This is a genomic window from Kitasatospora sp. NPDC059812 (assembly GCF_042732075.1).
Classification (GTDB): domain Bacteria; phylum Actinomycetota; class Actinomycetes; order Streptomycetales; family Streptomycetaceae; genus Kitasatospora.
The window spans coordinates 20,209-41,383 of the sequence record NZ_JBHWIO010000019.1; the positions used below are offsets into that span (position 1 = coordinate 20,209).

15 protein-coding genes are annotated in these 21,175 nt (G+C 72.2%); 9 read left to right on the forward strand and 6 right to left on the reverse strand.

Annotated features, from left to right (window positions below):
- Nucleotides 1-496 precede the first annotated feature (496 nt).
- From ACFV6D_RS12750 to ACFV6D_RS12760, 3 genes are all read left to right on the forward strand, one after another.
- The gene (locus ACFV6D_RS12750) at nucleotides 497-1,681 is read left to right on the forward strand and encodes a protein-L-isoaspartate O-methyltransferase (protein WP_380559560.1); all 1,185 of its coding nucleotides are present in this window, start codon (nucleotides 497-499) and stop codon (nucleotides 1,679-1,681) included.
- A 51-nt stretch (nucleotides 1,682-1,732) separates the two neighbouring features.
- Nucleotides 1,733-2,281, forward strand: a complete 549-nt coding sequence (locus ACFV6D_RS12755; RefSeq protein WP_380559562.1) for a hypothetical protein — start codon at nucleotides 1,733-1,735, stop codon at nucleotides 2,279-2,281.
- Nucleotides 2,282-2,605: 324 nt separating this feature from the next.
- Entirely contained in the window at nucleotides 2,606-5,422 is a 2,817-nt protein-coding gene (locus ACFV6D_RS12760; protein ID WP_380559563.1) for a hypothetical protein, read from the forward strand.
- A gap of 288 nt (nucleotides 5,423-5,710) precedes the next feature.
- Here ACFV6D_RS12760 and ACFV6D_RS12765 read toward each other — a convergent pair whose 3' ends face one another.
- The 3 genes from ACFV6D_RS12765 to ACFV6D_RS12775 all read right to left on the reverse strand — a co-directional run bounded on the left by ACFV6D_RS12765 (nucleotide 5,711) and on the right by ACFV6D_RS12775 (nucleotide 7,397).
- Nucleotides 5,711-5,989 (reverse strand): hypothetical protein, encoded by a 279-nt coding sequence (locus ACFV6D_RS12765; protein ID WP_380559565.1) that lies wholly within the window; start codon nucleotides 5,987-5,989, stop codon nucleotides 5,711-5,713.
- A 62-nt stretch (nucleotides 5,990-6,051) separates the two neighbouring features.
- Entirely contained in the window at nucleotides 6,052-6,276 is a 225-nt protein-coding gene (locus ACFV6D_RS12770; RefSeq protein ID WP_380559567.1) for a helix-turn-helix domain-containing protein, read from the reverse strand.
- 71 nt (nucleotides 6,277-6,347) lie between these two features.
- On the reverse strand, nucleotides 6,348-7,397 hold the full coding sequence (locus tag ACFV6D_RS12775; RefSeq protein ID WP_380494402.1) for a trypsin-like serine peptidase: 1,050 nt from the start codon (nucleotides 7,395-7,397) through the stop codon (nucleotides 6,348-6,350).
- 461 nt (nucleotides 7,398-7,858) lie between these two features.
- Here ACFV6D_RS12775 and ACFV6D_RS12780 point away from each other — a divergent pair, with 461 nt between their 5' ends.
- Nucleotides 7,859-8,473, forward strand: a complete 615-nt coding sequence (locus ACFV6D_RS12780) for a hypothetical protein (RefSeq protein ID WP_380494404.1) — start codon at nucleotides 7,859-7,861, stop codon at nucleotides 8,471-8,473.
- 84 nt (nucleotides 8,474-8,557) lie between these two features.
- Here the strand turns inward: ACFV6D_RS12780 and ACFV6D_RS12785 are convergent, their stop codons facing one another.
- Nucleotides 8,558-9,142 (reverse strand): TetR/AcrR family transcriptional regulator, encoded by a 585-nt coding sequence (locus ACFV6D_RS12785; RefSeq protein ID WP_380559569.1) that lies wholly within the window; start codon nucleotides 9,140-9,142, stop codon nucleotides 8,558-8,560.
- Nucleotides 9,143-9,292: 150 nt separating this feature from the next.
- Here ACFV6D_RS12785 and ACFV6D_RS12790 point away from each other — a divergent pair, with 150 nt between their 5' ends.
- From ACFV6D_RS12790 to ACFV6D_RS12805, 4 genes are all read left to right on the forward strand, one after another.
- Nucleotides 9,293-10,522: an FAD-dependent monooxygenase gene (locus tag ACFV6D_RS12790; protein WP_380559571.1), complete on the forward strand. Its 1,230-nt coding sequence runs from the start codon at nucleotides 9,293-9,295 to the stop codon at nucleotides 10,520-10,522.
- 287 nt (nucleotides 10,523-10,809) lie between these two features.
- The gene (locus tag ACFV6D_RS12795) at nucleotides 10,810-11,442 is read left to right on the forward strand and encodes an RNA polymerase sigma factor (RefSeq protein WP_380423349.1); all 633 of its coding nucleotides are present in this window, start codon (nucleotides 10,810-10,812) and stop codon (nucleotides 11,440-11,442) included.
- Nucleotides 11,439-12,260: a hypothetical protein gene (locus ACFV6D_RS12800; protein ID WP_380559573.1), complete on the forward strand. Its 822-nt coding sequence runs from the start codon at nucleotides 11,439-11,441 to the stop codon at nucleotides 12,258-12,260. Before ACFV6D_RS12795 ends, ACFV6D_RS12800 begins: the two co-directional genes overlap by 4 nt.
- 365 nt (nucleotides 12,261-12,625) lie before the next feature.
- Nucleotides 12,626-14,104, forward strand: a complete 1,479-nt coding sequence (locus ACFV6D_RS12805; RefSeq protein ID WP_380423347.1) for a purine-cytosine permease family protein — start codon at nucleotides 12,626-12,628, stop codon at nucleotides 14,102-14,104.
- Between the two features lie 367 nt (nucleotides 14,105-14,471).
- Here the strand turns inward: ACFV6D_RS12805 and ACFV6D_RS12810 are convergent, their stop codons facing one another.
- Entirely contained in the window at nucleotides 14,472-14,840 is a 369-nt protein-coding gene (locus ACFV6D_RS12810) for a hypothetical protein (RefSeq protein WP_380423346.1), read from the reverse strand.
- A gap of 602 nt (nucleotides 14,841-15,442) precedes the next feature.
- Between ACFV6D_RS12810 and ACFV6D_RS12815 the strand changes: the two genes are divergently transcribed.
- Nucleotides 15,443-15,814: a hypothetical protein gene (locus ACFV6D_RS12815; RefSeq protein WP_063351872.1), complete on the forward strand. Its 372-nt coding sequence runs from the start codon at nucleotides 15,443-15,445 to the stop codon at nucleotides 15,812-15,814.
- 295 nt (nucleotides 15,815-16,109) lie between these two features.
- Here ACFV6D_RS12815 and ACFV6D_RS12820 read toward each other — a convergent pair whose 3' ends face one another.
- Complete coding sequence (locus ACFV6D_RS12820) at nucleotides 16,110-21,071, reverse strand: glycosyl hydrolase family 18 protein (protein WP_380559575.1); 4,962 nt, start codon at nucleotides 21,069-21,071, stop codon at nucleotides 16,110-16,112.
- Nucleotides 21,072-21,175: the final 104 nt, after the last annotated feature.

The window sequence follows — 21,175 nt, forward strand, 5'->3', positions numbered from 1 at the left end:
ACTGAGCGAGAGCCGGTCCCGAACCCGGCCTGGAGGATCCCGCCGCACACCGGGCACCAGTCCCGCTGCCCAGCGAAGCCACCGTGCCTCGCGGGCCTGCGCCGCCGGCAGCACGAGGGCGATGACATGTGCGGCCCACCGCCGCTGACGGCTTGCCGCGGCCCGGCGGGCTCCGTCGCCGTACTTGCGGTGCGGCGAGGCGCCCGGCGGGAGCTGTCTGCGGCACGTCGGGCTCCGGCTCTGCCTGCACCTGGCCGCGCTCCCGGGATGCGCGCGCCCGAGACCCGCACGCCCTCGAAGTGCGACCGCACGCCGTCTACCAGCCGGCGCCGGGCTGCGCCAGGATGGTCGGCCAGTCAGCGTGTACGTGGAAGGGGAGCAGCATGGGCGATCACCAGAAGCCGCCGGCGCCGCTTGAGAAGGGGAGCCCGCCGCCGGGCAACCAGGACGGGCAGGTGCCTCCCGCGCCGCCGTCGGGCGGGAAGCACAAGAAGTCGTGAGCCCGGACGCCGACCTGGTGGAGCGTCGGGTGCGGATGGACGCGGCGATGGAGCAGGGCGGGGCGTGGCCCGAGGACTCGCCGTGGTTGCGGGAGGCCATGGCCGCGCTGCCGCGCGACCTGTTCGCACCGGATCGGCTGTGGCGCTGGGACGAATGCGCCTACGTGGCGATGGACCGCGCCACTGATGCGGGCGGGTGGGCGGACGAGCTGTACGGCGACGTCAACGGCGCGGCGATCACCCAGGTCACCGACGGTCTGCCGTCCTCCAGTCTGTCGGCGCCCGGCGTGGTGGCGGACATGCTGGACAGCCTCATGCTGGAGCCCGGGCACACGGTGTGGGACGTCGGCGGCGGGCAGGGCTGGACCTGTGCTCTGGCGGCCTGGCGGGCCGGACCCGGTCGGGTGGTGTCGACCGAGGTCGACGAGCGGCTGGCGGCGTTCGCCCGCGGGCGCCTGGGGGCCGCCGGGGTCGACGCCGAGGTGCTGGCCGGCGACGCCACCCACGCGGGGCCGCCCGGCGGCGCCAGGGTCGACCGGCTCCACGCCACCTACGCCGTCGAGGCCGTCCCGTGGGGCTGGGTGGAGGCGACGAAGCCGGGCGGCTGGATCGTCTACCCCTGGGGCAGGCTCGGCCACGTCGCCCTCACCGTTGCCGACGACGGGCGCAGCGCGACGGGCTGGGTGCAGGGCCTGGCCCAGTTCATGGCCGACCGGCGCGGGCCGGCTCCGACGCGCGGTGACCACGCCACGTACACGGCGGTGCGCGAGGGTGGCGGGCCCGAGGTGCGGCGGGTCGTGGAACGCGATCCGGCGCCGCTGGCCGACGACTGGCACCTGCGCTTCGCGGTGCGGGTCGCCGTCCCGGACGCCGTCGTTCTGACGGGCCGGGGCGAGGACGGTGCCAACGTCTGGTTCCACGACGGCGACCGCTCGTGGGCGGCGCTGTCCGCGGACGGTGACGGGGGCGCGGTGCTGTTCCAGGGCGGGCCGCGGCGGATCGGCGACGAGGTGATGACCGCCTGGTCCCAGTGGGAGGCGCTCGGCTCGCCGGAACTGTACGACTACGGGATCACCGTCACCCCCGAGAAGCAGTGGGCGTGGCAGGGCAGCCCGGGCGGCCCCCGCTGGCCTGTCGCACAGGCCGCCCCGGCCACCCCGGTCGCCCCGCTCGGACGCTGACCGGGGAGGCCGGCCGAGCGGTCAGTCGTTCAGTGGTACAGGCTGATGTCCATGGACACCGCCTCGGCAAGTGAACCGGCCGAAGACCTCAGCGTGTTGACGTTCGACCAGCTCACCGCGTTCGCCGAACGTCCTGGTCGGCACCGTGGCGAGTTGGAGGGCGTCCGGGAGATCAGCGCCCTGCGCGCGTACCACTCCGAGGATGGTCTCGGACCGGAGGAGCGCAAGCAATGGGCGAAGCTGTCCCTGCGGGTCAACGCGCGCCTGCACGGCGACGGCCCTCGGGAACAGGCACGTATGGCCCAGAACGACTTCATGCTCCGGGCGTGGATCATCGACCGCTTCTGCCCCGATGCCCAGGCCCCCGACTGGGACCCTGACGTTCTCGCCGCCGACACCCTCGCCGAGCTCACCCTGAGTCCTGCGAAGGCCGGCGCTCTGGGCGCCCGCTGGCGGGCCCTGCCTGCCGAGCAGATCGGTGAGCTACGCCGCCTCAAGAACCTGACCGGTCACCTCGACCTGATCATCGGACACCTACGACCCGGTCGCAGTCACGACCAGCTTCAGGAATGGCTGGCCGTCCGGCCGCTTCTCCCCTGACCCGGGTGGCTGGCCGTCCGACGACATGTCGGCTGGTGTCAGCGTCAAGGGCTGTCCGCTCGACCTGTAGGTAGCGGAGAGAAGTCCAACGGATCCCGGCGGGACCGGAATTGATTCGCGAAGATCCCTTCCGCCTCCCGGTCGGATCTGACAGCATCGTCGGTCATCCGGCGATCGGTCGGCGTTGATCCGAACGCCGACGTGCCCCTCGGCCTTGTCCGTCCGCAGCTGAACTGCGCACGGACCGAAGCGATGAACGCGTCCGGTGGACTCCACCGTAGGAAGCAGAAAGGCGGTCGCCCAGCCGCATCACGTGGAGGAGATGTGACCACCGAAGCCGGCACCCCCGGGCCCGCCCTCCGCCCCGCGCACTGGGTCCGCGCCAGGCTGCGCGCGAGTCCGCTCGCGGCACTGTTCACGGCGGCCCTCGTGCTCGTCACGGTCTTCCTGGCGGCGGCCTTCCCCCGGGTCGCGGACCGGAACGCGGACGCGGCGCTCGCGGACTACGTGAGCCACCAGGGCATCTATCCGACCAGCCTGCACGCCGCCTCCCGAGCCCGGCCGACCGACACCGCCGACGGCCTCGACGCCGTGCAGCGGGAGCTCGTCGCGCGGGTCGGCAGGGAGCTCCCGCTCTCCCGGTCGGGCCTGGCCCACGGCACCCGCACCGCGTTCAACGACATGTACAACCCGGGGTACGCACGGCTCGCCGAGGAGACCGCCCCGGGGCTCTCCCTGGCCTACCTGCACGGCCTTGCCGACCGCGTGACCCTCACCGACGGCACGTGGCCGGGCAACGCGCCCGCCGCCGGCCCGCTGCCGATCGTGCTGAGCCGGACGGCCGCCGACACCGTCGGCATCAAGCTCGGCGATGTAGTCGACAGCGGCACCGGCGGACCCACGGGGCGGCGGACCGCCGTGGTGACCGGTTTCTACCGCGTCAAGGATCCGCTCGACCCGTTCTGGGACGGCCTCGGCTGCCCGGACCGAGCCTGCCTGAACCTCGGCACCAACGGCGACAACCGCTGGCGGACCACCGGCTTCGTCGACGGCGCAAGCCTGTCTGCGCTGACCGGTTGGGGCCAAACCGTCGAGGACTTCTGGCGGCTGCCCGTCGACCCCGGCTCCCTGCGGGCCGACCGGCTCGACCGGATCCGCGCCGCCGTCCAGCCCTTCCTGACCGGACAGGCCGCGACGGCGCTGGTCGCCGCGACCAAGCGCGCGGACCTGCGCATCAGCTCCTTCCTGCCCGACGTCCTCGCCCGGGCGGCCGCCCGCTACCACGCGGCGATGGCGCTGAGCGCGATCGGACCGGCAGGTGCCGCGGGCGTCGCCACCGTGGTGCTGCTCCTGGCCGCGGTCCTCGGCGCCGACCGGCGCGCCACCGAGATCCGGCTGCTGTACGCCCGCGGTGGTTCACGCCGCGGGGTGGTGCTGCGTCTGCTCGGCGAGGGTGCGGTGACCGTCCTGCCCGCCGCCGCGCTCGGGACGCTGCTCGCCGTGCTGCTGCCCACCCCCCGGTGGGGGCACGCGGTACTGGCGGCCCTCGCCGCGACGCTGCTCGCCCTGCTGGCCTTCCCGGCCCGTGTCGCCCTGCTGTGGTCGCGTCAGCGGGTGGCCCGCGGCCGGGGCCGGGTGATCGGCACCCTGCGCCGGGTGATCGGCGAACTCGCCGTTGTGGCCGTCACCGTCGTGGCCGTGGCCGAGGTCCGCCGACGCGGCGTCGGCCACGCCGGGTCCGACGTGGACCCGCTGTTGGCGGCCGCCCCGCTGCTGCTCGCCGTGACCGGCGGGCTGCTGCTGGCCCGGATCGTGCCGGTGGTGTTCGGGCGGTTGGCCGCACTCACGAAGCGCGGCCGCGGCCTGATCGGGTTCCTGGGCCTGGCCCGTGCCGCCCGCGACGGCTCGGGTCGTCGGCGGCGGTCCCCGTTGCCGGTGCTCGCGCTGCTGATCGCCGTCACCACGACCGGTTTCGGCGCCACCGTGCTCGACACCGTGGAGCACAGCCGGATGCGTGCCGCGCGGGCCGCGACCGGCGGCGACATCGCCATCACCGTCCCGGACTACGCCACCCTGCCGGAGTCGTTCACCAAGGCCGCCGCCGAACTGCCGGGAGTCCGGACCTCGACCGGGGTCCGCGTCGACTCCAGGGCCCTGTTCATCGGCGCCGACCAGGACTACACCAAGGCCGTCCTGGTGGTCGCGGAGCCGCGGGCGTACGCGGAGATCGCCCGGAGCATCGGGGCCGGCGAGTTCAACGCGGCGCAGCTCGCCGGTGCCCCCGGCGGCGCCGACACTCCGGTGCCCGCACTGTTCAGCCGTGACCTGGCCGGGCGGCTGGCCACCGGCACGCCCAAGGTGCACCTGCTCACCGGTAACGACCTGCTCACCACCGTCGCAGGGGTCGTCACCGCCACCCCGGCCCTGCCGGACCCGGGTCTGCCGTTCGTCGTGGTGCCCGCCGGTCCCGCCGCGCAGCGCCTGCCCGAACTCGGCCGGATGAACAAGTGGCTCGGCGTCGGCGACTTCGACCCCGACCAGGTCAGGGCGACGCTCCTGGAGCGGGGCCTGACCCAGCCGACGGGCATCACGAAGCTGATCGCGGAGGACGCCGCGGCCGCGGGCCGGGGCACCCACGGGCTGCCTCCCGGGTACACGGTGGGCAGCAGCCGCGAGTACGCCGCGCAGCTCGCCGAGGACCCGTTGCAGCAGGCCGCCGGGCGGCTGTTCCGGTACGCGGCGTTCGCCGGCGCGGGGTTCGCCCTGCTCGCCGCCCTGCTGACGCTGTTCCAGGCCGCGCCCGACCGCGCGGCGGTGCTCGCCCGGTTGCGGACCATGGGTCTGCGGCCCCGGCAGGGGCTGGCACTGATCATCGCCGAGGCACTGCCACAGGCCCTGGCGGCGGCCGTTGGCGGCGGTCTGGTCGCCGCGGCGGCGGTCGGACTGCTCGGCTCGGCCTTCGACATCTCCACGCTGGTCGGTGCCGACGAGGTCGGCAACGCCCTGTCGCCCACGGTGGTGCCGGTGCTACTGCCCACGGTGGGCCTGGCGCTGGTGGCCTGCGTCGCGGTGGTGCTGGAGGCGCTGGTCGCCGGCCGGCGCCAGATCGCCACCGAACTACGTGCCGGGGACGGGCGATGACGCCGGCGAGGAGCCGTTCGTCGACACCCTGGAAACTCTGATCGCGGTTTGTGATGATCTTGGCGCGGGGCGCGGAGGCCTGACGGACGAACAGTGGATCCGACTGGAGGAGTTGCTGCCGGCGGGTGAGAAGACAGGGCGGCCTCCGTACCGGACCCATCAGCAGGCCGCCGGGGCGGCGAAAAGGGGGCCTCCAGAAGGAGCCGCCAACTCAAGCGCCACGGGCCGCCGCTACGAGATACGACAAACCTGCCGTCCGCTACGAAGCGACCGTGCTGGTCACAGCCATCAACGAATGGCTGTGACCAGCACTTTCACAACAGGCCATAGTTCGGATGAGCCCGTGTCAGGTGCCCCATGCTCCGTCTCGACCTCGTCCAAGAGCCCAGGCTGCTTGAGATCGAGATCAACACCCGCCGCCCCGGGGAGACCCAACGAATGCAGTGGCTCGGCGAACTCGCCGGCCTGCAGGAGAGCCTGCGGCACATTGCTGACAAGAAGTGTCAGGTCGAACAGCTGCGAGTCCAGGCCGGCCCGGACGCGGATGGTGTCATTGCCCTGAGCCAAGGGGATGGTGCTTACCCCGAAATCACAGTTCGGGGCCTACCCCGCCGGGCTTCTGGCGAGAACTACCGCAACTTCCGATCAAGAGGAGAGCAATGGCTGAGGTCATCAGGTCGGTTCACGAATGAGCCGCAGAGCCACAGGCAGGCCGACTTCGAGCTCACCCGCAACCTGCGGGCAACCTCCGGCGGCCCCAGCCCATCGGCGAACAACCCGGCGGCCTCCAGCCGCACCTCCTCGCGACGCTGGCGACCTTTCGCCGTCAGCCCGCCCCCATCCGCATATCGCATACCTACGGCATAGCGCGCAGAGGACCGTCAGTCAGCTACACGAACAGGCCAATCACCCCGAAGCGCCGAAGTCAGTAGCGCGCCTGGGCCCAGCTGTAGAGGCGGTGGGCACTGTCACCGAGGCGGGTGGCGTACAGCGTGCCGGGCTGCCCGCCCGCGAGGTCATCCGTGGTGGTGGTGACGCCGACGACGGTGCCGGCGCCGGTCCGGGTGTCGAAGCGGGCGAAGTGCGGGCCGCCGCTCGCCCCGTGCGCCATGTCGCAGGACTCGCCCCACAGCAGGGGCGCCTTGGGGGCCGGCCGGTCCGGTCCGGCGCAGTGGATCATGCGTGAACCGGCGTACTTGGCGCTGGGGTCGTTGAGCCGGTCCTTCGGGTAGCCGAAGGTGTGGATGAACTCGCCCGCCGCGGGCTCGGTGAACGCGATCCGCTGGCTTCCGGTGACGTCCGCGATCCGGCGCCCCTCGGCTGACGGGTTCGCCACGAGGACCCCGGTGTCGTAGCCGGCGACGGCGACGTCGTTCGAGGTCGTGCTGCCCGGATCGGCGTCCCAACGGGAGGACGTGGCCATCGACTTGATGCTGAATCCGCCGAGCGGCTTCGTCCCGTTGCGGTAGCCGGGCACGAAGTAGAGGTTGTGCTGCCAGGTGTCGTCGGCGGCGGGAGCCCCGACGCCCCGCAGGCAGTGCGCCGCGGTGACGACGGTGCTGCGGTTCGCACTGTTGACGACGGTCGCGGTGCAACTGCCGTCGTAGCCGTCGGAGAAGGTGAAGAAGAGCCGGCCGACGCTCCGGTCCACCGCACCGCCGTGGGTCCAGACGGCGCCGGGGTCCGGCGTGTTCGGCGGGAACGGACGCGGATCGTCGGGCGTGGTGTCGTCCTCGGGCACGGGGGTGATCTCGGGGACCATGGCGCCCGCCAGCTTCATTCGCGCGGCGGTCCAGTAGGCGTCGATCCGGCTGCGCTCCTGGGCGGTCGTGGCGCCGGCGTGCGAGGTGACGGAGTCCGGTTCCGCGGCGAAGGCCGCGGTGGGCAGCAGCACCGCCGCTGCCGTGGTCGCGCTCAGCAGGAGGGCGGCTGCGGCGGAGAGGCCGCGGGGGAGTTCTCGGCGTGTGGCTGACATCGTTGCCCATCTCGGTCGGGTGCGGTTCGTGTTCAGGTGCGGTCCGTACGCGGGGGGCGGCCGCGGTCCGCCCCGCGCGTCGCGGATATCCGGCACTGTAGGAACAGAACGTCAGGTCCTGGTCTGGGGCGCGTTTCGCTCTTCCATCGGTACCGTCAGGTTCCGGTAACGACGTCTCGTCCTCGTACCGGTGCCGGGTCTGCGCTCCGGCCCGGTTCCAACCGCAGTTCACGGCCGACGGAGAGGCGGCCGACGGGCTTGTCGAGGTCCGTCGGGACCATGGTTGTGCTCCGCACCGCGAGGGGCTCCCAGGGCTTCGCAAAAAAGGAGCTTGAGGCCACTGGCGCGCGTGTTGTACTTGGCGCATGGGGGTTGGCGACGGTCGGATGCGGTTGCGGGTGACGAGCCACCCTGTTGCCGATCCCGAATCCGGGCTCAGCCGGATCCTGAGCACTGGTCCCATGCTCCGCAACACTTTCGTCCGCCCGCCCGACTACCGAGTCGGGTATCTGGGCGCAAGCCGCGCCGATCTCCTTCGGCTCGGCGCTCTGTTCCGCGTCGCCGCGGCGAGCCCGCACAGCGCGATCTACATTCCGGTCCCACCGGGCGCCCATCCGATGGCCTCCGCCGGCGGCGACACCCATCCGATGCCCATGCTCCTGGCCCGTGAGGACACGGGACTGCGGCCGTCCGACTGGCCGGATCTGCGGCACAGGATGCGCCGCGCCTCGGTGCCGTTGAGGGTGACCGCCCCAGCGGCACGGTCTCCCGACCGTCCCGACGACGTCCGTCGCCGAGCCGATCGCCACCCCGCCCGCTTCGCCGAGTACGCCGCGACGATCGTCATCACCGCCCGTGCCGAGCTGCTGTTCTGGATCGGCGACTGGCTCACCGCCGCCGGCGACCGCGTCGCCCAAGACCCCCACGTCCATCAGCACGGCGAGAGCTTCCTCGGCGACATGGTGGGCTTCTTCGACCCCAGGGGCACGGACCAGCCCATGCACGCGTTCTGCGTGGTCGCCGTCGAACCGATCTTCCACCAGGCCCGCTGGCGGAAACAGCGAACACCCAACTGAAGCAGCGGTGGTAGCCGAAGCCCGCCGCGTCGAGGGCCTGCGTCCGCGGCGGCCGGTCAGTCCCGACTGGTCAGTCCCGGCCGGTCAGTCCCGGTCGAGCAGTGCGGCGAGGTAGTGTGCCACCTCGCCGCACAGGTCCTCCGGTGTCGGCACGTGCCAGTGTCCGCTTCCCGCTGTGGCGTTGAACAGCAGCCCGTCGCACCAGCGGATCAGCCGTCGGGCGTCGGCCGCCGGGTCGGCCGAGCCGCTCTGCGCCAGCAGGGCGGCAGCGGTGTCGGTGAAGCGCGCGCCCAGCCGGTCGTAGCCGGCGCGCAGTTCGGGCCGGCGGGTGGCTTCCAGGGCGAGTTCGAGGCGGGCCAGGGTGAGCCTGCGCCCGGTGGTGAGCGCGCCGTACAGCAGCTCGGCCACTCCCTGGGTGAGCAGGTGGCGCGGGCAGCAGTCCGGCTGGGGCCCGCCGGCCATGAGCGGGTGGCCTCCGGTCTCGCGTTCGACGATGCGGGTGAGGGCGAGGTCGAGCAGGGCGGCCCTGGTCCGGGCGAGGTTCGAGGTCGAGCCGGCGGGCAGTCCGGCCTCCTCGTCCACGGCGCGGTGGGTCAGCCCGCGCAGGCCGCGCTCGGCGATCAGGGCGATGGCGGCGTCGGCGATCAGCGTCGGGCGCGGCGGTGTCATGGATCCGGTCCTGGCCTCTCTCTTCAGGGGGTCCCGACCCGGGGCGGGCCCGAACCCCCTTCACGCCAACACTATCCCATCCCAACTACAGGTGTAGTACGGTGCGGGACATGGTCACTACAGCCGTAGTGCCGGGAGAGGAGTTCACTCATGGGCGCGTACCAGGCAATCGTCATCGGCGGCGGCATCGGCGGACTCTCCGCCGCCCTCGCCCTCCACCGCCAGGGCATCCCCGTGACCGTCCACGAGCGCGCCGCCTCGCTCGAACCCGTCGGCGCCGGACTCGCCCTCGCCCCCAACGCCCTGCGTGCCCTCGACCGGCTCGGCATCGGCGAACGCCTGCGCGCCCTCGCCACCCCCCATCCCGCCGTCGGCCTGCGCCACCCCTCCGGACGCTGGCTCGCCCGTACCGACACCGCCACCTTCGAGGCCTGCTTCGGCGACACGATCGCCGCCGTCGCCCGCGCCGACGTCATCGCCGCCCTGGTCGACGCCCTTCCGGACGGCACCGTCCGCACCAACTCGCCCGCCGCCCTCGTCACCCCCGGAAGCACCCCCGGAGGCACCACCGGAAGCGCCACCGGGGGCACCCCAGGAAGCACCACCGGACCAGCCGTCGTCCGGACCCCCGACGGGGAGCGGCCCGCCGCCCTGGTGGTCGCCGCCGACGGCCTCCGCTCCGCCACCCGCGCGCTGCTCTTCCCCCGGCACCCCGGCCCCCGCTACAGCGGCTTCACCACCTGGCGCACCGTCGTGTCCCCCACCCGCCGGCCGGATGCCGTGGGCGAGGTCTGGGGACGCGGACAGCTCGCCGGCGTCGTCCCGCTCGCCGACGGCCGGGTCTACGTGTACGGCGCCGCCCTCGCCCCGGCCGGCGCCCGCGCCGCCGACGGCGACGAGAAGGCCGAACTCCTGCGCAGGTTCGGCACCTGGTGCGCGCCCGTACCCCAACTCCTCGCGCTCGCGGAACCCGAGCGCGTCCTGCGCCACGACGTCTGGGACCTCGCCGACCCCCTGCCCACCTACCACCAGGGCCGGGTCGCCCTCCTCGGCGACGCCGCCCACGCCATGTGCCCCTTCCAGGGCCAGGGCGCCTGCCAGGCCATCGAGGACGCCGTCGTCCTCGCCTCCGCCCTGACCCCCGGCGCGGACCCGGCCACCACGCTCCCCGCCTACACCGCCGCACGCCTCCCGCGCACCACCGCCATCGTCACCGGCTCCCGCCGTACCGGCGGCCTCGTCGCCCTCCGCACCCCCGCCGCCACCCGCCTGCGCGATGCCGCCCTCACCCTCGCCGGCCTCCTCCCGGCCCGCACCCTGCTCAACCGCTCCGCCCGGACGTACAACTGGCAGCCCCCGGCCCTCGACGCAACCGCCTGAGCACGGACTGCCCGCCACTCGCCCGGTACCAGCCGGCGGGCTGGATGCCGAGGCGGCCGGCATGCGGGGCGAAGTGCGCGGGCGCGGCCTTGCCCGCGAGTTCGGGGACCACGACGATCCGCCCGAGGCCTTCGACCGGATGCGCGGGATCGCCGTGCAGGCGATCGCTCCGACGATGGCCGGGCGGGCCGGTAGAGCGGCCAGGCGCGCTCCGCGGGTGACGCAGGTCATAGGAACCCGCGCGGGCGGGGCACCAGATAGGGGGCGTGGACTCTTCAGATCGAGATGTGCGCGCGAGGGTGCGGGCCGGTGACCGGGACGCGTTCGGCCGGCTCTTCGACACGTATGCGCGCGCGGTGTACAACCACGTGTTCCGGCTCACCGGGGACTGGTCGACGGCGGAGGACGTGATGTCGTTGACGTTCCTGGAAGCCTGGCGCAGGCACGACCGGGTCGAGGCGGAGGGCGGGTCGCTGCGGCCCTGGCTGCTGGGCATCGCCACGAAGCTGGTCAGCAACCAGCGCCGGGCCGCCCGGCGGCACTGGCAGGTACTGGCGCAGCTCCCGCCGGCCCGCGAGGACGTTCCCGACTTCGCGCAGGAGGTGGCCGGGCGGATCGACGACGCGGCGCGGATCGCGGTCCTGCACCAGTCGCTGGCGCGGTTGCGCCGCCCGGACCGTGAGGTGCTGGCCCTGTGCGTGTGGGCGGGCCTGGACTACCAGGAGGCCGCCGAGGCCCTGGGCGTACCGGTGGGCACCGTACGCTCACGCCTGTCCCGGGCCCGGACCCGGCTGCACCGCCTCGCCGAGACGGCCCAGCGCCGGGCGCAGCGGAAAAAAGTGGAACCCGGCCGTGGCCGGAACCAGATCCAGGGTGGGTCCGCGAGTGCGGCCCCGTCCACGAAGGAGGTACACCAGTGAACGCCGGACAGCGGCCGGAGCCGGTCGAGCGCGCGGAACTGCTCGGGCAGGTGCCCGTGCCGGCCGAGCGCGACCTCCCCGCAGGACGCCACGCCCTACACCGGGAGCGCCTGATGCGCCAGATCGACCTCGACACCCCCGCCCCAACCTCCACCCCCGCCCCGGCCCCCGCCAGGCCGCGCTTTCGGCGGCGGCTGGCCGTCACCCTCGCCGGTGCGCTCGTCGTGGGTACGGTCGTGGCCGTGGCCGTGACGCAGTCCTCGCGGGGCGGCGCCAGCGGGCCGCTGAGCTCCGCGGAGCTGGCCAGCTGGACCGGTGTCCCGACACCGCTGGCCGCTTCGACGGGCCCGGGCGCCACCGCCGAGAAGTGGTGCCTGGACCGGATGGCCGACGGCCCGGGCGCCGGGGCACCCGTCAAGATCACCAATGCGGACCTGCGGGGCAAGGTCGCCTCCATGGTCGTCAACCGCGGCGGCAAGGCCATGCTCTGCTACGTCGCCTCGGAGACCAGCGGCCTGTGGGAGGCGATCGACCCGGTGAAGAACGTGGCGGCCGATGCGGTCACCTACGACACGGGCGGCTCCCACGGCGACGGGGACGCCATGTTCAACTACGCGCAGGGCTCCGTGGGGGCCGGCGTGAAGGCGATCACCATGCAGGTCGCCGGACGCACCTTCCAGGTCACCGTGGCGGACGGCCGCTGGACCGCCTGGTGGCCCGGGACGATGTCACACCGTGCCGTCCCCGACACGGTCACCGTCACCCTCGCCGACGGCACCACCCGCGTCGTCAGCGGCAGCTCGCTGTTCACCAGGTGAGACCCAGGTGAGACCTCCCGGGTGCGCGCTGAGCGCCTGGACCAGGCGGCGCCCGGTCAGGCCTGCGCGCTCCCGGGCCGGCGGCGCATCCCGGCCCTGATCTCCTCCTCGGCGAACGCCGCGAGCGCGTCGGACCTGGCCGTGGGCCGGGTCCGCCGTTCGCGGCGTTCGCGCTGTTCACGGCGTTTACAGCGTTTGCGGAGTGGCCGCGGGCGGGGGTGACGTCCTCCCCTCCGGTACCGGCCAGGCCCGGGAACCGAAGCGGACAAAGTAGGATGACTCAACTCCCGCGCTACGCGCGAAGAGTTCCATAAATACCCCATTTGTTCGATTTATCTCCGCTTCACACGCACGGAGCCACCCTCATGGACAACCCGTCGAACGCCGACACCGGCGGCGCGATAGAAACCCGCGGCATCGAACCCGTCCCCGACCACGAGCGCGGGGGCAGAGTCCGCGAGCTCTTCCCGACCTGGGTCGCCGCGAACATCAGCGTCCTGCTGCTCACCATGGGCGCCGCCCTGGTGGTGTTCAACCAGTTGAACTTCTGGCAGGTCCTGATCGTCGCGGCGTGCGCCGCGCTCGTCTCGTTCGGCCTGGTCGGCGTTCTGTCGGTCTCCGGCAAGTGGGGCGGGGCGCCGGGCGCGACCCTCTCGCGGGCCACCTTCGGGGTGCGCGGCAACCTCTTCCCCGGCGCGGTGCTCTGGATCGCCCGGTTCGGCTGGGAGACGATCAACGCCGTCACCGGCGCCTACGCCGTGCTGACCGTCCTCGACCTGCTCTTCGGCGTCAAGGCCAACACCGCGCTGATCGTCGTCACGCTCTTCGCCTTCGTCGCCTGCACCTTCCTGGTCTCCGGCATGGGCCGCAAGGCGCTGAACGTCTGCAACACCTGGTCGACGTACCTCTTCGGCGTCTTCAGCGTGCTGGTCCTGGGCTACCTGGTCGCCACCATGCACTGGAGCGAGGTCTTCGCCAAGCCCGCGGGCACCACCGCGATGATGATCGCCGGCATCGGGACCATCGCCGCCGGCGGCATCAGCTGGGTCCCCACCGGCCCGGACTTCGCCCGCTACCTCCCGCACGCCGCCTCCGGCAGGAAGATCGTCGGCGTGACGGTCTCCGGCGCCGGCCTGGTGATGGTGCCCATGGTGCTCATGGGCGCCGTGATGGCGGTGGCCTCACCCGGCCTCGCCCAGGCCGCCGACCCGGTCTCCTTCCTCGGCGACCTGCTGCCGACCTGGCTGGCCGTGCCCTACCTGCTGACCGCGATCGTGGGCATGCTGCTGATCAACAGCCTCTCCATGTACTCGGCCGGCTTCACCGCGCAGACCATGGGCGTCAAGCTGCCGCGCGCCACGGCCGTCAGCATCAACGCCGTGATCTCGCTGGTCGGCGGCCTGCTGCTGATGCTGGTCGCCAAGAGCTTCCTGGGCTCCTTCATCACCTTCCTCATCCTGCTCGCCGTCTCCTTCTCGGCCTGGATCGGCGTCTACGCGGTGGACATGTTCCGGCGCCGTTCACGCGCGGTGCGCTACGACGCCGCCGGGCTCATGGACACCAGCAGGAACAGCCGCTACTGGTACACCGGCGGCTTCTGCTGGCAGGCCATGGTGTCCTGGGTGCTCGCCCTGCTGCTGGGGCTCGCCTTCACCAAGTGCGACTGGTTCGCCGGCCCGCTCTCCGACACCCCCGTCGGCAGGTACGGGCTCGCCTGGGCAGCGACCATCGTGATCTCCGCCGCGATCATGGCCGCACTCCCCACCCCCCGGGAGAACACCCCCGCCACCACCGCACAGCCCGCCGACCGCCGGGCGGAGCAGCCCGAACGGGCCACCGCCTGACCCCGCGGCACGGCCCACCGCCCACCCCGGCACACCCCGTCCGCCCGGTCGCCGCCTCACCCGAGCCGGCGACCGGGCGGTCCCGTTCCGCCACCACACCCGGGCGCCGACCGACAGCCGGCCAGGCCCTGCCGGCGGCGACCAGCACCCGTTCGAGGGCCTTGGCGGCTTCGCCACCATGCAGCAGGCGATCACCACGGCGACGGAATCCGGACGCCCCCGCTCCGGCCGGGCCGCCGACGTCGCCTCCGGCGCCTTGACCGCACTCCCCGACGTGGCCCGAACGCCCGCCCGGGGGTCTGTTTCGCTCCCGCTACGCCGCGACGACCGGTCCCTGGTCCCCGGATCAGTCCATGCCCTGCCGGCCCTACGCCTTCGCCGTCGCCCGGGGTGTGAGGCCGGTGTCAACCAAGTCGCAGCGCGACGCGACGACGTCGGGGGCGGCGGATTGCAACTCGTCGCATTTCAAGGTGGCGTCGACGTACTCACGGTCCCCACTCGGCAAGCCCTCCGTGAGCACGGCGACGCGGAACGTGTAGCGGGGTCCGGTGCTGGCAGGATCCGGGATGCAGGCCCCGCCGAAGAACACTCTCTCGATCGTGACCTCCTCGCTGTAGTAGCCGGTAGGGCAGGTGTAGCCGTAGGCCGGGTCGGCGGCATGGGCCGGGGCCTGAACGGCGGTCACCGTCCCGGTGGCAAGGAGGAGCGCTGCGGCTCCCATGCCGATCGGTTTCATGGCTTCACCTCTCTATACAGTCACTCTGAGTATTTGAAACGCTACCCTGGATTCGCCCGCCTGTCCGCCCGGGGCTTCCAGGTCCGGGGGCTACCGGTCCAGGTCCGGTCCCAGCGCCCCGCGCCTTGAACTGGGGTGTCGCGAACCCCCAGGACGGGTGGGCGGGGTCACCCGCCCGGAGCCGCTCGTGCCGCGTCAGACGACGTCGGGTTCTACCAGGCGAGCAGGATGTAGCCGGGACCACCGTTGTGACCGCCGGTGACGACCGCGCCCGACGACCGTCCGGCCGCCGGGCAAGCCGGTTCACCAGCGCAGGCGCCGCGCCACTGCGGCCGAGTTCGAGTCCGTCTGCCGAATGCAGTGACTCCGGCGGTCGGAGTAGGTCATGCTGAGACCGGGCCGCCCCGCACCCCCCTCGTCGAACTGGCCGTTCACCAAGGAGAGTTGCATGGCGGCCCACTGTGCGGGCAGGGAGTGGAAGCGGCATGGGTACGCGCCCCCGGCGCACCCCCCTCATCGTGATCGGCTGCACCACTTCACGCAATGACGTCCACGCACCGGGGGCGGGCCATCGACACGCTCATCCACCAAGGGAGCACAGCATGCGCATCAGGAAGACTCTCGCCGCCCTGGCCGTCGTCACTTCGACGATGGTCGGCGTGGGCGTCGCATCCGTCGGCACCGCGTCCGCCTCCGACAGCGGCTCCGACAGCGCCACCAGCAACAACGGCGCGTGGTACCAGGTGTACGCGAACGGCCCGACCGTCGGGTGGCACGTCAACGCGGGCCGCACCGACGAGCGGTTCTACCTGACCGCCGGGGACACCTGCGGCCACACCTACAGCTGGAACTGGAACGACGTGGCCGACGCAGGGACGAACAACGCGTGGTGGCAGTTCGCGTGCAACCTGTCATGGGCGAACCTGTACCCGACCAACAACGGCAGCCAGTCCGGCCGCACCGTCTCGCGATGATCCACGTCGCAGACACCGTCATCCCGCTGCCCGGCGGCACGACGGGCGGCTGAGCGCCGCGCGCCGGCTGGTACTTCCTCACCGCCGGCCGGCCTCGCCCCTGCACCGATACCTGCACCGATACCTGCACCGATCCCCGCTGCGGTCGTTGTGGGACGCACTCCGGAGGTGACGGCACCGGGTGTCTCCCGGGGCCGTCACCGACCGGGCGCGGCGCCCGCTGAACAGCCCGGCGGTGCGGTCCGACCGGCCTGGACGACGAAGGAGCCGGCCGGCTGTGTCCCGGGAGACGGGGCTACGGCGCCGGGCTCAGCTTCTTCCACGGCCGGCCGCCGTTGGCCTCCGCCGTGCCGGGGGTGGCGGTGGTGTACCACTGGGCGTACCAGTAGTAGCCCTGGTACTTCACGAACGCGGCCGTCGAGGCGGCCGGGTCGCCGGTGAGGAGGTGGGTCTCCCGGACAGTGGCTCCACCGGCGACCTCGATGTCGCTGCCGCTCGCGGAGCGGAGCTTGAACAGGCCGTTGTGCTTCGGCCCGCCGGGCGCCCCCTCACTGCCGTTGTCGGCGATCGGGACGAGCCGCCACTTCTGCTCGTTGCGTCCGTTGCACGCGAGCGAGGCGATGTCCTGCCGGGAGGCGGTGGCGGTCAGGCACCTGCCGCCGCCGGAGACGGTGTACAGGCCGCCGCCCGCGTCCTGGATCCGCCAGTACTGGTTGGGGTTCTGGTCGTTCAGCTCCACGAGGTGCGCGCGGGACTGGTCGGGGTTGTTGTCGATCATCATGGGCTTCCCGGTCTGGCTGTCGCCGTACTCGAACATCCAGCCCTTGTCGCCCTTGTCGTACATCCGCCACAGCCGGCCGCCGTCGGGCCGGTAGACCTGGCCCTGCTTCCAGTCCGGGGCCTGGCAGGAGCTGCCGGCCGCGGGGGCGGGCGGGGCCACCGTCCGCACGTCGCGGCGCTGGTCCCCGGTCGAGCCGTACTCCCGTCCGCCGATCTTGAACGTCACGTTGGACGGCCCGGTGACCGGCAGGTAGTACTTCAGGTCGATGTCCCGGGACTTGCCCGGCGCCAGGTCCTCGCAGTAGCCGAGGGTGAGGGTGAGCCGGTGGAAGTCCCCCTTGAGGCCGCCCGTGTTGGGGCCGGTGTGGCCGGGCACGAGGCCCTTCATCTCCTTGTAGTCGTTGTCCTTGACGATCGGCGGCATCGAGGTGGGCAGGTCGAGGGCGATCTCGGTGCCCTGGGCGAGGGTGACGCCGGAGTTGTTGGTGATCCGCAGCTTCGGCTGGACGGGGTAGAAGTCGTTCTCCCCGGTGGGGAAGTCCACCAGTTCGGCCTTCACGTCGATCACCTCGGCCGGCTGCGGCCGGCCGCCCGCCTTGGTGCTGCCGGCGGCGCCGGCGCCCTTGAAGGCGTTGTCGAGGCGGGTGGTCAGGTCGTAGCCCATGCCCCATTCCCCGCCCTGGCGCTGGGCGTAGTCGCCGGCGAGCTCCCAGATCATCGCGCCGCCGATGCCCTTGTCGACGATGTAGCGGGCCTTGGCGTCGATCGACTTCTCGTTCTCGGTGGAGAGGAACACCTTCTTGGCGTCGTTCCACAGCCAGGGCGACTGGAGCGCGTCCGAGTACTTCGGCGCGTAGGTGCCCGTCAGCTGCCCGGTCGGCAGGCCGGTGTCGACGCCGTAGGACCTCAGGTAGCCGGGGGTGCGGCCGTCCTGGAGGTTCTTGGTGTGCCACAGCGGGTTCGACCCGGCGCCGACCTCCCGGTCGTTCTCCAGGTCGTGCCAGAGGTTGTCGATGCCGACCGCGCCCCGCCCGCAGGACTGCGCGTTGGCGGGCCCGCGGCCGCCGGTGCCCAGCGGGCACTGCGCCTGGTCCGCCATCGCGGCCGTGCCCCAGAGCCCGTCGGTGCCGCCTTGGACGTCGCGCCAGCCGCGGGAGTAGTACGGGACGCCGAGGTTGATCCGGCCGGCCGGCAGGGCGCCGCGGTAGTAGTGGTAGGCCCAGTCGGTGTTGAAGTAGCCCTCCTTCTGGAAGTCCTTCGTGTTGGGCGCCTGGTCGTTGTAGATCCCGGCGTCGGCCAGTTCGTTGTCCTTCCCGTCGTCGTAGAGCGGGGCCTGCGGGCCGACGAACTTGTTCCAGGAGCCGTGCAGGTCGTAGGTCATGACGTTGACGTAGTCCTGGTACTGCAGCGCCTGCCCGGCGTCCAGCCCGCGCACGAGGTAGCCGGAGGAGGAGCCGGCCGAGGTCAGCAGGTAGTAGCGGCCCTTGTCCGCGCCCGACCGGTCCAGCTTGGTCCGCAGCGTCTTCATCAGCGCGTTGTAGCCCTGCTGGAGGCCCTTGCGGCGCGGGTTGGAGACGTCCCAGTCCAGCGGGTTGCCGGTGTTGGGCAGCGCCGTCGGGTACTCGTAGTCGATGTCGACGCCGTTGAACCCGTACTGGTCCAGGAAGGCGCTGACGGAGTCGGCGAACGCGTCGATGCCCGGCTGGTTCACCGAGCCGTCGGCGTTGGTGGTCATCGCGTAGAAGTTCCGGGTGCCCGCCCAGCCGCCGACCGAGATCAGCGTCTTCACCGCCGGGTGCTGCTTCTTGTACGTGTTCAGCAGGTTGAAGTGCCCCTTGTACGGGAGGGACGGATCCATGGCGTTCTTCTCGCCCGGCCAGCTCAGGCCGGTCGCCGGGTTGGCCGGGTCGTTCGGGTCGCCGATGCTGATCCGGTTGTCCTTGACGTCGGCGAACGCGTAGTTGACGTGCGTCACCTTCGACCAGGGGATGTTCGACGCCAGGTACTTCGGGTCGCCGTTCACGCCCGCGCGCCACCCGGTGAAGTAGCCCACCACGCGCCGGGTCCGGTCGTTGCCGACCCACTCCCGGCCCGCGCCGTCGTACACGTCGCAGTACCGCGCCGCCACGCCCGGGGTGGGCGTCATGCCCTCGGGACGGCAGTCCCCCGAGGCGGCCGGCTTGGTGCCGCGCCCGTCCGGGGAGGCGTCGAACGGGTCGCCCGCGTCACCGCCGTCGGGCTGGCCCACCGGGCGGGCGGACAGCTGCCACTTCTGGGCGTCGGACCGGTTGCAGTCGTAGATCTGCAGCGGCCGGCCGGTGTCCGAGCCGGGGACGTCCAGGCACTTGCCCGAGTTCGGGTTCCGCAGCTCCTGGCGCGCCGAGTAGATCCACTTCTGGGCGGCGGACCCGTTGCACGCGTACAGCTGGACGGCCGTCCCGTTGTCGGCGCGCCCGGCGTCGACGTCCAGGCACTTGGCCAGGGCCTGCAGCGTGCCGTCGGCCGCGACCGTCCACGCCTGGCCGTCGGAGCCGGCGCAGTCCGCGAGCCGGATCGGGGTCCGGTCGTCCCGGCTGCCACCGCGCGGCTCGACGCACTTGCCGCCCAACCCGCGGATCGTACCCACCTGCGTGCCCGTCCCGGTCTCCCGGAACTTCCACCGCTGGGCCTGGTTGTTCGCGTCACAGGCCGTCACCGCGAGTGCGGCACCCCCGGCGCCGGCGGTCAGACAGCCGCCGTCGGCACCGCTGACCAGGGTGTACCAGCCGGTGCCGGTGCCCTTGGGCTGCCACACCTGGTTGGCGTTGCCCTCCTGGGCCTGGATGAGGTGGGTGGTGTGCGGCCCCGGATCGTGGTCGACGACCATGTCGGGCTTCGCCGACGCGGCGATGCGCCAGTTCCCGCCGCCGAGCGAGCGCATCACCCACCGCTGGGCGCCGGAGCCGTTGGGCTCGTACGCCTGGACGCTCGTACCGGCGGCGGTGCTGCTGCCGCTGAGGTCCACGGCCATGCCGGTGGCCGAGCGCAGCTCCACCTGCTGGCCCTCACGCGGATCCGTGCCGGAGTCCGGGTCGCGGGGGGTGATGACCACGTCGCCGGGGTACTCGATGTTCCAGTACTGGGTCTCCTGGACACCCTTGGCGCAGAAGTCGTTGCTGACCCAGTTGAGGTCCCTGGAGCGGTTCCCCGGGTCCTGCGTGAGACACCTGCTGTTCTCGCCGATGGACAGCGCGACCCGGCCGTCGGCCGCCTTCGACACGTACCAGCCGGTCTCCTTGGGGCCGATGTTGGTCCAGTTGTTGTAGCGGTCCAGGTAGCGCCCGACGTGCTGCACCGACTGCAACGAGATCTGCGAACCCACGTTGTGGAGCAGCCACCGCTGGCTGGCCTTCCCGCTGTCCGGGCGGGTGACGAGATAGTCGTCGAACTTGTCGGTCTCGGCGTCCAGCACCTCCCCCGTCCGGGCGTTGCGCAGTCGGACGATGCCCTCACGCACCGCAGAGGTGTCCGGAGTGACCTTCATACCGTCGTTCGAACCGGCACAGTTGAAGATGTACCGATCGGAGCCGGACGCCGCCTTGCCGAACTCGGTCAGGCAGCGCGACAGTGCCTGCTGCCCGAACGCGTTGGGATGGATGGCCTCCTGGACGTCGCCCTGCTTCGCCGTCGCCCACTTCTCCCAGCCCGGAAGGTAGGGGACCCAGCGCACCCACTCGGCCTTGTCCGTCGGCAGTGGGGCGCCGTTGCTGTTCGCGCTCGTCGCCTGCTGCGCGGTGTTGGCGCACAGCTCGTGTCCGGCGAAGGCGTTCTGCACGTCCAGGAAGCGTGCCCCGGCCGTCCCGGCCGCCTGGCGCAGCATCTCGCTGATCCGGGGCACGACGGAGGTGTGGGCCCAGTCCGCGTCGACCTTGAGGAACGGGCACCCGCCCGTCACATAGCGGCTCCGGTCGCCCGTCCCGCCTTCCGAGGTCTGGCCCTCGCCGTAACGCAGTGCGTCCTTGCCGGGAAGCACGTTCGGGTAGGACTGGAGCACCAGCTCGTAGTTCGACTGTCGGGCCCGGAGCATCGTGGCTCGGACCGCGGTCAGCGTCTTGACGATCTCGGCCCGTACGGTGTTGAGCTTGCCCGCGAACTCGCCCTCCTTGGCCCGGGAGCAGGGCTGTTTCAGGGTGGCGTCGGCGACGAAGTAGGCCACCCCGCAGTTCGCAACGATGCCGCTGAAGTCCAGGTCGTTGCCGCCAATGGACACCACGACCAGGCGGATGTCGTAAACGGCGGCAAGGTCGGCCAGTTGCTCGACCTGTGGCTTCTGCCCCTTGAACCCGTCGGAGAGGATGTTCTTGGTCGTCGCCCCGGAGCAGGCGAGGTTGAAGCGTCGCTCCGGCGGCACGTCCGCGTACTCCGTCCCCTTGATCGGCGCCACGTCCGAGCGATCGCACCGGTTGCCGTTGAAGTCGTAGGACGTCGCGTCGTACACGCAGTCCTGCCCCGTCTGGCACCGCGACCGCCGGTCGGTCCCCCAGACGTCCCCCTCCTCCTTCGTGTTCGCGTTGCCCGCCCAGCGCCCGCCCTCGCCAGAGA